The sequence below is a fragment of the Capnocytophaga sp. oral taxon 380 str. F0488 genome (assembly GCF_000318255.2).
Lineage (GTDB): Bacteria > Bacteroidota > Bacteroidia > Flavobacteriales > Flavobacteriaceae > Capnocytophaga > Capnocytophaga ochracea.
In genome coordinates, this window is the sequence record NZ_KB291204.1 from 1 (window position 1) to 13,798 (window position 13,798).

Genomic DNA, 13,798 nt, shown 5'->3' on the forward strand with positions numbered 1-13,798 from the left:
GTAAATGGGGAAGTGTGAGGTCTTAGGTCATAGGTGCTAGGGGGAGTATGACGGAAAAGGTAAGAGATATAGGTATGGTAAGATGAAATTATAGAAAGAGTTGATAGTGAACGGTTAAACAGTGAATAGCTTAAAAGTGAATAGTTAAAAATTGAAAATAGAAAAATAATCGAAAGTAAGATAGAGGTGAGATAAAGGTGCGTTATGTTAAAATTAAGGATTTTTCAGCTTAAATCAAAAAAAAAGAAAATAATTCATTGCTAATTGGAAAATAGTTTTTACCTTTGTGGCGTTAAAAGAACTATAATAATAATTTACCAACTCCATTAACAAACATTATTTTAACCGATGAAAAAGTTACCCTTTTTAATTTGGGGGCTATTGCTGTCTTTCTTCAGTACAGCTATAGCCCAAGAGCTCGATACCATTCGCTATAACCAATATGGCGTGGCAGTCGATAGAAAAGAACTTCGCTCAGAGGCACGTAACAATATCTTGGTTTTTGAATCAAAACATCAGAACTATAAGTTTTGGTTTGACAACCGTGTGCAAGTGGATGCTGCTACGTTTTTTGGCGCTAAGAGCGATTACGACAAGATAGGCAACGGTGCTTCTATTCGCCGTGCTCGATTTGCCGTAAAGGCACAAGTTACCAAAGATTGGTACGGTGAAGTGGACGTTGATTTCGCCGATGGTATTTTTGAACTTAAAGATGCTATCGTGGAATACGACGGGATTAAGAACGTAGCCTTGAAGGTGGGAAACTTCAAAGAAGATTTCTCGATGGAGCAAACTACCAGTTCGCGTTACTTAACCTTTATGGAACGCCCTATGGTGTGTAAAGCCTTAGTGCCGTCACGACATTTGGGTATTCAAGGAGAGTACTTGCGCGACCATTTTAGGGCTTCGCTTGGTATGTTTTTGCAACGAGTGGCTGGCGTTGAGGAAGTGACCAATGTGCAAGACAACAATAAGGATTACGGACGCAACCAGGGGTATTCAATCACCAGTAAAGTGGGCTGGATGCCTTATACCGAAGACCGTATGCAAGGTTGCTATTTAGGTGTTAAGGGCTCTTACCGCACTCCTAAAACTGATGTAGCACCTAAGGATTACGGCGGAGCGCGTTTTAGTACCCGCAACTCTACCTCGATTAACCGCAAAAAGTACTTAGACACTGATGTTATACCCAATGTAGACCACGAATGGTTGCGCGGGGTAGAAGCTGCTGCTTACTACGGAGGCTTCCGCGTACAAGGAGAGTGGATAGGCAACCACGTTACTACGGAAGCTACCTATTACAATTTCACAGGTTGGTATGTGCAAGCAGCGTATTTGCTCTTTGGAGGCAAACATAAGTTTAACGTATCGGAAGGTGAGTTTACTCAGCCTACCCGAGGCAAGGAATGGGGTGATGTGGAGCTGGCAATGCGCTGTGATTACCTCAGCTTGAACGACAAAGATGTGTATGGTGGTTCAGGTGCAAACTTCACTACGGGACTGAACTTTTATGTGAATAACAACGTGAAAATAGCTCTGAACTATCAGTATACCAACAACGACCGTTATGCAAACGGCAGAGGCAAACTGTTTATTGGGCACGATGCCACAGGAGCCCCAACTACCGATTATAAAAAAGCGGTGGAAGGCAAAGGCAAAGGTGGTGTGAGCTACCATATGCTCGCTATGCGCTTTGAAATTAATTTCTAAACATTCACTTTTTAAACCATTACTAAAATGAAAAGTTTAAGATACATACTTCTATTAATATTGGTCATCACAGCAGGTTGTGTGAAAGATGCAGTGTACGAGGGAGCTTCGACTATCAAATCGGTGAAGCTTACTCCCGCAGCCCCTACCTCGACTGACAACGTGGTGGTAACCGCTGTAATAGCTCCGGGACTACAAGCACCTTCGACAGTAACTTTGGTTTACAACGCAGGAGCAGGCAACCAAACCGTAGCGATGACGGGCAAGGACAATACTTTTACAGGGACAATTCCGGCACAAGCCGATAAAACAAAAGTAACCTACAAAGTAACAGTAGTGAATACCGCAGGATTTTCGACCGTAAAAGAAAGTAGCTATGTGGTAGGCGATAAGCCTTCGGACTACACTAAATTGGTTCTCAACGAGCTTTACGGAGCAGGCGCCGATGCCGAAAAATTTATAGAACTTTACAACAACGGCGATACTCCTATCAAACTAAAAGACGTAACCATTAAAAAAGACGAAGAACTTGTGTGGACGGGTATTGAGGGTGAAGTGGTAGCCCCTCACTCACATTTTGCTATCGTAGGCGCCAAAGGCACTACCCCGAGAGGGTTCAGTTCGGGTTTTTCGAGCAAGAAAAATGTGCTTATAGAGCTTTACACCCCTGAGGGAACTAAGCTTAATACCTTCCAACGAGGTGAAAAAGGCGATGGTTGGGGCAAAGTGAGTCTTGCGGCAGTTACGAAATCGTGGAGCCGATGTCCTGATGGTACAGGTAAATTTATGCAAGCAGACCCAACCCAAGGGAAAGCGAACCCTGCGACAGGAACAGAAGATGAGACTGTTAAGCAGTGAGAGAGGAGGAGTGTAAGGACGGTTATTGTAGGGAAATATTACAAAATAAGCGATTAAACAATAAATGATATAAAAACATAATTATGGCAAAAGAAGAATTAAAGATTGGCGAAATTTCTAAACCGCGTTTTGAGTTTCGCAGTTTTGGGCGTTGCTTTGCTAAACAAGCCGAGCGTATGGCACGCCTAAGTGTACCTGTTCCTGAAAAAGTATGGGAACGCCGCAGTACCGAAACCTATATTGTGAGTAGGACTAACGATGTGAACAACACTAAAATTCGCGATGGTAAGATGGACATCAAAACCTTTGTACAAAAGGTAGATGGATTAGAACAATGGAACCCACTGATGAAAGGAGAGTTCCCCATCTCGGCAAAAGTGCTTAAAGAAGAAGTATTTCCCGCTTTTAAAGTGCAAGGAATGCCTGAGCTTACCAAAGGTGAATACACCTTAGGAGAGTTCTTACAGATGGTGGAAGCACACCCCGACTTGCAAGCAGTAACCGTTGAGAAGGTGCGTTTTGGTTATATGGTGAACAATACCATTTGCGAAACCGGCAACGTATATATCAATGGGGCTTTGGTGAAAACCATTAACTCAGAGTCTACCGAGATAGAAGATATAAAGAAAACCATTGCCGATTGCGGATTGGAAGGAGTAGAGAACATCAACTACTTGCAAGCGATTAAACGCGTGATTGGAATGATACATAAACCCTTAGCAAATTAAGTTATGGCACAAGAAATAGAAAGAAAATTTATGGTGAAGAGCGATGCCTATAAAGCAGCATCGTTTAAGGCGACTCGTATCACCCAAGGTTATTTGAGCTCCGTTCCCGAACGCACCGTGAGAGTGCGCATAAAAGGGGACAAAGGTTTCATTACCATAAAAGGCATCGGTAATGAAAGTGGTGCAAGCCGGTTTGAATGGGAAAAGGAAATACCCGTAGCTGAAGTGCAAGAGCTATTGAAGCTATGTGAACCAGGTATTATAGACAAGACACGTTATTTGGTAAAGAACGGCGACTATTGTTTTGAGATTGACGAGTTCTATGGAGATAATGAAGGACTTGTAATGGCAGAGATTGAATTACCCGACGAGAAAGCTACTTTTGCCCGTCCTGATTGGTTGGGAGAAGAAGTAACAGGCGACAAGCGTTATTACAATTCAATGTTAATGAAGAACCCTTATAAAAACTGGAAATGACAAACAATACCGACCACACGCCACCCTTTGACCCTTTGGATATGAATAACTATCATATCGAAAAGTTGCCAAAGGTACAAAAAACAGGGGTAGAGCGGTTCCTCCAACGCATTGGAGGACCGCTTGCTATCCTCGCCTTTGTGCTTATTTACTGGGTAGCCAATATTTCGTTTATCAACCGGATTGATACCAATGAGAAGACGACACCGCTTACTGAATCGGCGATGGCTCGGTATGCCCAAATAGAAAAGGCTAAAACTAAACAACTAACAGCTACGATGAAGGGAGGAAAACAACTCTCGGACGAGCAAAAAGTAACCCTACAACAGGCAACACACAACGAGTTTATACACATCAACTACGCGATGCTGGCTATTTTTGTAGCTGCTATTATTTTATGGATTACTGAAGCAATCCCCAATTACCTCACTTCATTACTGGTAATACTGGGCATTGTACTTTGTGGAGTCACGACCGATAAGACGGCATATGCTCAATTAGGACACCCTGTAATGTGGCTTAATATTCTTTCGTTTATCTTAGCGAGTATGTTAGTGAAAACGCAGGTGGCGAAGCGATTTGCTTTGTGGTTTGTGTTGAAGTTTGGCAGAAATTCGGGAGGTATTATACTGAGTTTTATCATTATTAACTTAGTACTATCGGCATTTATTTCGGCAACTACTGCCAAAGCTGCTATACTGTTGCCTATCTTTATGGTAATAGCCGCTATCTACGGAGCTACGGGAGGAGAACACCGCAATAACTTCGGTAGGAATTTGATATTGCAGAACCTCTTTCAAATCAATTTAGGAGCTAATGCCTTCTTGACAGGCTCAGGGGCAGCTCTTTTAGCGGGCTCTCTTATAGCAGGAGCTATGGGTATAGGCTCTTTTAGTTATCAGGATTGGTTTAAAGCAGCCTTTCCGATGAGCGTGTTGCTTATTCTCATCGCGTGGTTCGTAGGCTCGAAAATATATTTTCCACTGAAAAAAGAAGAGCGCGTACCACAGATTGAAGGAGGTATGGAAAGGCTAAAGGAAGAGCTTAACAAGCTCGGCAAAATGAAGTTTGAGGAGTATAAAGCGATTGCTATTTTTGTTTGTGTACTCATCTTGTGGGCTACTGATAAGCAACACGGTATCAACCAAACAGCAGTAGCTTTTATGGGGGCCGTAGTAGCCTTGCTTCCAGGCGTAGGCGTAGTGAAATGGAACGATGTAGACATTCCTTGGCACTTGCTATTGTTTTCGGCAGGCGCTTATACCTTAGGGGCAGGACTCGACGCGACGGGTTTACCTGGCACGCTTATAGATGCACTTTTTGGTAGTTTAGGGATAACTCAAGCCACTCCGTTTTGGGTATTGTATATGATACTTACAGGAGGGATTTTGCTTTTCTCGCTTATATTCCAATCTAAAACAATGCTTACCCTCATATTCATTCCTATTGCCATAGGGGTAGCTCAGAAAAACGGGTATCCGATTATGAGTCTGGCTTTCCCCGTAGCAATGCTCGTGGGACACGTGTATGTACTGCCCTTTAACAGTAAACCTGCTGCCCTGCTGTACACTACCAATCAATACAGCTGGAGCGATACCTTCAAGTTTGGTATCACGATGATGTTTATTAGTTGGTTGATGATACTCTTGTGGGGCGAAACGGTATTGCGGTGGTATGGGTTTACCAATGGAGTGTTCTTTTAATATCACAGTGCAATAATGACAATTACTGAAAGTAAGAGTAAAGATAACTCTTAAAAAAGGTCCTGGATATTGGGTTTAGGCGCGTCAATTATAAAATCATAATACCTCCAAAGAGTATTTAATTCTTTGGAGGTATTTTCTGTAAAAAAGCACTATAGTTCTGTAGTCATAGGTATAACTATAGACTCGTGCCAGTGGTATTTTGCTAATCTGCTGTTATTTTAAAGCTTCTCTCACTTCTTTTTCGAGGTCTTCTATACGGTTCTTTAAATCATCTGATAACTTTTGAGCAGAACTTTTTAATTTTTTCAGATTGAACGAAAGAACTACAGAAGAAATACCTGTGAAGATAAACGCTAAACCTGTGAACACTACCAATGAGATACCTGTAAAGATAGGATTAGCAATCAAAATAAACGAAAGGATAATACCCAATACGCTTACTATGGCTAGGTTACCCCAATTTAGTACACCAGCTTCTTTTACTTCGAAGGCAAAACCGAGTAACTGAAATGAACGGAATAACAATGTGAATCCTACTACCAATGGTAATATAAACATTGATAGGGCGGGATACATAAGTAAAAAAATACCCATTATCAATGAAATGAGTCCGCTTACCAAATACCAACCCCAACCGTTGAGAGTTTTAGTATTTTGTAGGGCAAAGAAGGATTCACTTATCCCTGATATTAAGAATGAGAGACTAAAGAGTATTGAAAGGGTAAGATAAGAAGCTTGTGGTGATATAATTACCCCTATACCACAAAGAATGAACAAAATCCCTAAAATAAGGGGAATGTACCAGTGTTTTACTGGTCTTCTGATGGATTTGAAAAAATACAACATAACTTTATCATTTATAATTTAATGACACAAAGGTAAGGATATTTTATTGATTAGCAAAAATATTTACAAATAAAAGATTAAAAATATAAGTTGTTTTGTCAGTTATGTAGTTTATTGGTTAATTATGAAAGCTTGAACTGTCCCAAAAGTTTTGTTCTGTGAGGGTGATTTGACAATCGCCCCTACAATATAACTAGAGGAAATTGATTATCAAGGTAATCAACTTTTTCAAAGACTGAAACTTTAGCAAAGTATAGCGACGCAAATGCGATTTTAAGACTTTTCGGACAGTCTCAGCAATTGATATAACGAGATAGACACAAATAGCAAGCTCGCACTAGCGAATAAATTTGGTATGTTTGACCTGTATCTAAAATTAACAAATTGGCTAATTGACAAATTATTCCTATCTTTGCCCCCAAATAGAAACGAATGACACTGAAAAAAACTATATATTTCCTTATAGGGTTACTATTCCCCTTGCTGAGTTGGGCACAAGAAGACGATAGTGCGAACAACAATCAGGAGGGAGGGGTAACCTTTAAGTCGTTGCGTCCTAAAAAGAAGAAAGACAGCATTACTTTCACTGCACGCGACTACAAAATTATTACTTATACCCGCGATACCACCTCGGTAGATACTTCGCTTACGATGCAAAAGTATTACCTGAACAACGAGTGGGGAAAGGATATGTTTGGCAAGATGCCTTTCTCGAATATGGGGCAACCGTATAATGCGCTCTCTTACGACTTCCGCCGTCAGGATTACCTGCCTTCGATGGGGGCAGAAGCTAAAAAGCAACTCTACCTTACTCCCGAAGAGGTAACTTATTATCATTTGCCTACGCCACTTACTGAGTTTACTTACAAGAGCGGTATGGAACAAGGTCAGTTTTTGAATACCCTTTTTTCAATTAATCTACAGCCCAACCTCAATATCTTTATCGCTTACAAAGGTTTGCGTTCCTTGGGTAAATACCAACGTATATTAGTGAGCAATGGCAATTTTAGAGCGGGCTTTTCCTACGTATCGCCTAACAAGAAATACACTGCCTTTGCGCACTTTGCCTCTCACGACATCACCAGTCAGGAGAATGGAGGTATAGTAACGCCCGAGCAGTTTGAGGGAGGAGAAAAACAGTTTAAAAACCGTGCGACAATAGACGTGCAATTGCTCAATGCTGAGAATATCCGGGAGAGCAAGCGTTATTTTTTGCAACACGACTATGCTTTCTTGCGCAACCGCGATTCGCTGGCTTCGTACAAGCAGATACGCTTCCGCCATTTGTTTAGCTACGAAACTGAACATTATACTTATGACGAAACCCAAAGCAACAGTTATTTTGGCGATGCCTATGTACCCCAAAACCTTCACGACAAGGCGCGCTTGAAGAAGATGATCAACCGTTTGGGAGTAGAGCTTGAATTGCCCTATCTGGGTAGAACCTTCCTCTTTGGAAATGCTTATTTCTACAATTATTACTTTCAGAACGCTTACTACGTATCAGGAGTGTTGCAACGCCGACAAATTAAGGATACCGATCTGAGTTTAGGTGTGCAATGGCATAAGAAAGTGGGTGGATTCAGCATAGAGGCAGAGGGAGAACAGACATTTGTAGGCAAGATGACAGGAACTAGACTGAGCGGGAAACTTGCTTATGCTTTTGACGATAAGAACAGCATCACCGCAGGAGCTGAATTGCATTCGGCTATGCCTAATTTTAATTATTTGCTGTATCAAAGCGATTACAAGCAGTTTAATTGGGATAACTATACTTCGTTTAACAAACAGAATACCCAGACCCTCTATGGCGATTTGAAAACCCAATGGGGGAATGCTTCACTAAGTTTTACTAACCTCAACAACTACACTTATTTTCAAGAAGAAACCTTAGGAAAAGTGCATCCTGAGCAGTACAGTAGCAATATACAATATTTGCAACTGAAAGTACAAAAAGAGTTTAGATTTGGTAAATGGGGCTTAGACAACACTATGCTCTACCAGCAAGTGGTACAAGATAGCAATATATTGAATGTGCCTACTTTTGTGACTCGCAATAGTTTTTACTTTGCATCACACTTGTTCAACAAGGCAATGTACTTACAAACGGGGATAGGGTTTAATTACTTCACCAAATATTACTCCAATCAGTACAATCCGCTTTTAGGGGAATTTGCTGTACAGACGGCAGAGAAGACGGGTAACTTTCCGATGTTTGACTTTTTTCTCAATGCCAAAGTGCGTACGATGCGCATTTTCTTCTCTTTAGAACAATGGCAAGTGCCCGTGAGCAACTGGCTAAAAATAGGAAATCCTTACAACTATTATTCTGCACCACGTCAGCCGTATAGAGATTTTATTATTCGATTGGGAATTAAGTGGGACATTTTTAGTTAAGAGTTAAGAGTTGAAAAGCAAGAAAAATAACGAATGAAATCTATATGACTAAAAAGACAATTTTCGATACACAAGTATTAGGACATCCAGCGGGGCTGTTCGTGCTTTTCTTTACAGAAATGTGGGAGCGTTTTTCGTTTTATGGAATGCGCGTACTGCTTATCAACTTTCTTACAATGACGCTTATAGGGTATAACCCAGGGTGGGCGTGGAGTACTGAAAACGCGGGAGCACTTTTTGGTACATATGTTATGCTTCTTTATCTCACTCCTATACTTGGAGGTATAATAGCCGATAAGATTACCGGCTACCGCTGGGCAGTAATTATTGGGGCGGTTATTATCACCTTAGGACACGTATCGATGGCTTTTGAAACTGAGGTTTCGCTCTATTTGGGACTTGCACTCTTGGTGATAGGAACGGGCTTTTTCAAACCTAATATGGTGTCATTTGTATCGGAAATGTACAAAGACCTACCCGAGAAGAAAGATGCTGCTTATACCATCTTCTATATGGGAGTAAATTCTGGAGCTTTCTTTGGAATGATGCTCTGTGGTTACTTGGCAGAACGCATAGGGTGGAGTTGGGGCTTCGGTTTGGCAGGAGTGTTTATGCTCTTGGGAACTATACAGTTTTGGTTTGCCAAACCTTTATTCGGTTCAATAGGATCTGAGCCACGCAAGCAAGAAAAAAAAGAGACTACAAATGATGCAAAACAAGAAGAGGAAAAACTCAATCCGTTTACTACCCTAGATAAGATATTGGTAGCGCTTTCGGCAATCATAGGTATTGGCTATGCACTAAACGACCCTCTCTCGAAAATATGGAATATCGACCTCTTTGGGTGGGCTGCTACCTCAGGGCTTAAAGGGCAATATGTGATGGTGATTGTAGGCTTAATAGCTTTTTTTTACCTGATAGGTAGTCGCATAATGCGTTATACTACAATAGTGCGCGACCGTATGCTCACTGTGGTCATCTTCGCCTTTTTTGTGGTGTTCTTTTGGTTGTCGTTTGAACAAGGGGCTTCGTCTTTAGTGATTTTTGCACGGGACAATATAGAGCGTGAGTTACAGGGTAATTGGGCAGTACTTTACAATATATTCAATGCACTACTTACCGTGATTCCACTATTACTGATTACCTACGTACTTTTCCTTTTGGTAAAGAAAACCTACAAAAAGATATTTCCTGCCGTAGTAGTGTTATTGGTGTGCTTTAGTCTTGTATGGGGTATCGCTTCGTGGATGCTACAACGCGACTTCAAAACTACAGCTTACAGTGTGAGTTATCAAACCTATGAACAAACCGATACACAAGGCAGAACTACTTATATCCCTATTACTGAAGAAAACAGAGTCGCTCGCCCTGATTTGAAAATCGTAGAACGTACTACTATCATAGGAGTAGCTGATTATCACCTAAAAGTAGGGCAAGAGATAAAATTGCTGAGCAAGAACAACAAAAACACTTCGTTTGGCTATGTAGATGCCGAAAAGGAACAGTGGGCAAAACAGCGGGGAGCAGAGCTAAATACTGACAACGGGCTGATAGTTGCGCAAGTGAAAGAAGAGCGGGATAACTGGGTAGAGACGACTGTATCGTGGTTTTCTATTCTGAATTCTTTCTTCATTATTGCCTTAGCGAGCTTGTTCTCACGTTGGTGGGATAGCAAGTATAATCCACCTGCTGCGATGAAATACGGCATCGGACTGCTGATGCTCTCAGTAGGATTTGGTTTACTCGCCTTAGGTTCTCACGGGGTAACTCACGGAGTAAAGGTGAGTATGTTATGGCTTGTATTTGCTTATATGTTTAACACTATGGGTGAGTTGTGCTTATCGCCTGTGGGGCTTTCGTACGTCTCGAAGCTTGTACCTGCACGAATGATAGCATTTATGTTTGGGGTATGGTACCTTGCTGTAGCTATTGGTCATAAATTAGCAGCTGTACTGGGCGGACAGATAGAGAATATCACCCGTGAGTACAGTTTGAGTACTTTCTTTTTGATATTTACCATTGTGCCTGCCGTAGCAGGGGTACTCATTATTCTTATCAATCCGTTTGTGAAGAAACTGATGCACGGAGTGAAATAAGTGAGTTGTATTCTTGTGGAGAATATCTATTTTACTAAATAAAAAATAGTACACCTAAGACAAAATATAAATATTTAATTATGAAAAAACTTCTCTTTTTACTCCTACTTCCCTTGGCAATGCAAGCTCAACCGCTGGTGGAGAAAACACCACCTGATTATATCAAAACGATTATCTTCAAAGCTAACGGCAACGATAAAAACCAATTCCCTATCGTGCGCCGTAATGAGTCGTTTAGCTTGCAGTTCGACGACCTCGGGGGTAATGAGGAGACTTACTACTATAAAATCACTCATTGCAATGCCGATTGGTCTGCCTCTTCTCTGCTGAAAAGCGAATACCTTAAAGGTATTGATAACCAACCAGTACAACCCGAGAGTAACTCCTATGGTACCCTGCAAGGCTATTCGCATTACCGCCTTACTTTCCCTAACGAACTCACTAAAATCACTCTCAGCGGTAACTATATGCTCTCTATCACCGATAGTTATGGCACAGAGCTCTTTTCACGCCGATTTGTGCTCTATACACCCCAAGTGAATGTACTCACCGAAGTAAAACGCGCTCGCGATTTGCAGTATTTCGATACTCAACAAGTGGTACAGTTCACTATTAAGCAGAAAGATTTTAGACTTGATAATCCTAATGTAGCGGTGAAAGTAGCCATACTGCAAAACTACCGTTGGGATACGGCTATCACGGGCGTAAAACCTCAGTACGTGATGGGTAACGACCTCGTGTATCGCTACGACCGCGAAACGGCTTTTTGGGGAGGCAATGAATACTTCTATTTCGATAGCAAGGATATACACGTGCCTGCATCGGGAGTCTATCGTTTGGATAGAAGCAAATGGGTAAATAGCTACTTGTTTACCAATGTAAGCCGTGCGAGCAATGTCTATACTTATTATCCCGATATCAATGGTGATTTCTTGGTAACCACTATCAACGGAATGAACCCCAGCAACGAAGCCGATTACACCCAAGTGCATTTTGCCTTAGAAGGGAAATCTACTTTTTGGGGTAAAGAAGTGTATGTATACGGCAAGTTTAGCAACTACGAACTCCGCGAGGAATACAAACTCACTTATGACGAAAAAGACGGTCTTTTCAAAGGGAAAGTACTCCTTAAACAGGGATTTTACAACTATAAGTTTGCTACCAAAGCAGGCAACATAGTTGATTTCAACGAAATAAGTGGTAATTTTCAACAAACTGAAAACACTTACCTCGTGCTAGTGTACTACCGCGCTCCTGGTGCTCTCTACGACGAGGTGGTAGGCATCGGCTCTGCTTCTAGTACCAATATCACAAAATAAGTCGTAGCACGACAGGCAGTTTATACATTGCTACACTTTGGTAAAGTTGATTTTATTAATCATTAAACATTAATCATTACATCAATGTCTTCTCCTTTAGCAGAACGTATGCGCCCCACTTCCTTAGCGCAATATGTGGGACAAGAGCACTTAGTTGGAGCTCAAGGGGCTTTGCGCCAACAGATAGAACGCGGTCTTTTGCCATCGCTTATCTTTTGGGGTCCCCCAGGTACGGGTAAAACTACGCTAGCAAACATCATTGCGCACCAAAGCAACCGCGCTTTCTATACCTTGAGTGCCATTAGTTCGGGGATTAAGGAAGTTCGCGAAGTAATTGACCAAAGCAAGCAAAGTGGCGGACTCTTCACTACCCAAAACCCTATTGTTTTCATAGACGAAATTCATCGATTTAATAAAACCCAGCAAGATTCCCTTTTGCAAGCCGTCGAAAAAGGTTGGATTACCCTCATTGGGGCGACTACCGAGAACCCCAGTTTCGAGGTGATTCCCGCCTTGCTTTCTCGTTGCCAAGTGTATATACTGAACGCTTTTGAACGCAAGGATTTAGAGCAACTGCTTCACAATGCCATTACCCAAGATGCTATTCTTAAAACCAAAGATATCCAACTGCAAGAAACTGAAGCTCTTTTGCGACTCTCAGGTGGCGATGGACGCAAATTGTTGAACACTTTTGAGCTCATCGTCAATGCGACTCCTGAAGGAGAACCAGTAGTGATTACGAACGACAGCGTCCTCAGATTGGTGCAGAAAAATACCGTACTCTACGACAAAACAGGTGAACAGCATTACGATATCATTTCGGCTTTTATCAAATCGATACGAGGCAGTGACCCCAATGGCGCAGTCTATTGGTTGGCACGAATGATTGAAGGCGGTGAAGATGTGAAGTTTATCGCACGCCGTATGCTCATTCTCGCTTCCGAAGATATAGGCAATGCTAACCCTACTGCAATGATTTTGGCTAACAACACCTTTCAAGCCGTTACGACTATTGGTTACCCCGAGGCGCGTATTATCCTCAGTCAGTGTGCTATATATCTCGCTTCTTCGCCTAAGAGCAACGCTTCTTACAAGGCAATCAACAAAGCCCAACAAGTGGTAAAGCAAACGGGCGACCTCAGTGTGCCTATTCACTTGCGCAATGCCCCTACCAAACTGATGAAAGAGCTCGGCTATGGCAAAGACTACCAATATGCTCACGATTATGAGAGCAATTTTGCCTTTCAGGACTATCTCCCTGATGAATTGCAAGGTGAAACCTTCTATGAACCTTCTGATAATCCACGTGAAAATGCCCTGCGCGACTATCTCAAAAAACTATGGGGTGAGCGATATGGGTACTGAAATTAGCAAATTAGAAAATGAGGGAATTAGAAAATGAGGTAAATGCCAATAATGCTAGAAATGCCAATAATACCGATAATAGCAATAAATAATAGCAATTAACTTTGCCAAAGGTCGTAGCACGACGGGCAATTAACTTTGGCAAAGTGTGTACTGCAAAAGCGATGTATTAGGGTTATTAGGAAAAGGCGAAAGATATCGGATAGAAACGGAAGGGTGTGTTGAGGTAAAAAGTAAAAAATGAGCTGTAAATTGGGTGGGATTAGCTTATAGAGAGCTTATAGGAAGCTTATACG

The 13,798-nt window shown here is 41.7% G+C and carries 10 protein-coding genes; 9 read left to right on the plus strand and 1 reads right to left on the minus strand.

Annotation, left to right across the window (positions count from 1 at the left end; genetic code table 11):
- Positions 1-348: 348 nt before the first annotated feature.
- The 5 genes from HMPREF9078_RS06350 (at position 349) to HMPREF9078_RS06370 (ending at position 5,476) form a co-directional block, all read left to right on the plus strand.
- Positions 349-1,710, plus strand: coding sequence for an OprO/OprP family phosphate-selective porin (locus tag HMPREF9078_RS06350; protein WP_009419870.1), 1,362 nt, complete (start codon positions 349-351; stop codon positions 1,708-1,710).
- 27 nt (positions 1,711-1,737) lie between these two features.
- The gene (locus HMPREF9078_RS06355) at positions 1,738-2,568 is read left to right on the plus strand and encodes a lamin tail domain-containing protein (RefSeq protein ID WP_009419871.1); all 831 of its coding nucleotides are present in this window, start codon (positions 1,738-1,740) and stop codon (positions 2,566-2,568) included.
- Between the two features lie 83 nt (positions 2,569-2,651).
- Positions 2,652-3,296 carry a hypothetical protein gene (locus tag HMPREF9078_RS06360; RefSeq protein ID WP_002675535.1) on the plus strand — a complete coding sequence of 215 codons (645 nt, stop codon included), beginning with the start codon at positions 2,652-2,654 and terminating at the stop codon, positions 3,294-3,296.
- A gap of 3 nt (positions 3,297-3,299) precedes the next feature.
- Complete coding sequence (locus HMPREF9078_RS06365; RefSeq protein WP_009417413.1) at positions 3,300-3,773, plus strand: CYTH domain-containing protein; 474 nt, start codon at positions 3,300-3,302, stop codon at positions 3,771-3,773.
- A complete protein-coding gene (locus tag HMPREF9078_RS06370) occupies positions 3,770-5,476 on the plus strand; it encodes a DASS family sodium-coupled anion symporter (RefSeq protein WP_009419872.1) in 1,707 nt (568 codons plus the stop codon). Before HMPREF9078_RS06365 ends, HMPREF9078_RS06370 begins: the two co-directional genes overlap by 4 nt.
- Positions 5,477-5,692: 216 nt before the next feature.
- On the opposite strand, the gene HMPREF9078_RS06375 is transcribed toward HMPREF9078_RS06370, so the two are convergent.
- Positions 5,693-6,325 carry an HdeD family acid-resistance protein gene (locus tag HMPREF9078_RS06375; protein WP_009419873.1) on the minus strand — a complete coding sequence of 211 codons (633 nt, stop codon included), beginning with the start codon at positions 6,323-6,325 and terminating at the stop codon, positions 5,693-5,695.
- A 432-nt stretch (positions 6,326-6,757) separates the two neighbouring features.
- On the opposite strand from HMPREF9078_RS06375, the gene HMPREF9078_RS06380 reads away from it, so the two are divergent.
- The 4 genes from HMPREF9078_RS06380 (at position 6,758) to HMPREF9078_RS06395 (ending at position 13,502) form a co-directional block, all read left to right on the plus strand.
- Positions 6,758-8,722 (plus strand): putative porin, encoded by a 1,965-nt coding sequence (locus HMPREF9078_RS06380; RefSeq protein ID WP_009419874.1) that lies wholly within the window; start codon positions 6,758-6,760, stop codon positions 8,720-8,722.
- 44 nt (positions 8,723-8,766) lie between these two features.
- Complete coding sequence (locus tag HMPREF9078_RS06385; RefSeq protein WP_009419875.1) at positions 8,767-10,818, plus strand: peptide MFS transporter; 2,052 nt, start codon at positions 8,767-8,769, stop codon at positions 10,816-10,818.
- 80 nt (positions 10,819-10,898) lie between these two features.
- Positions 10,899-12,137 carry a type IX secretion system plug protein domain-containing protein gene (locus tag HMPREF9078_RS06390; protein ID WP_009419876.1) on the plus strand — a complete coding sequence of 413 codons (1,239 nt, stop codon included), beginning with the start codon at positions 10,899-10,901 and terminating at the stop codon, positions 12,135-12,137.
- 84 nt (positions 12,138-12,221) lie between these two features.
- Positions 12,222-13,502 carry a replication-associated recombination protein A gene (locus HMPREF9078_RS06395; protein WP_009419877.1) on the plus strand — a complete coding sequence of 427 codons (1,281 nt, stop codon included), beginning with the start codon at positions 12,222-12,224 and terminating at the stop codon, positions 13,500-13,502.
- Positions 13,503-13,798: the final 296 nt, after the last annotated feature.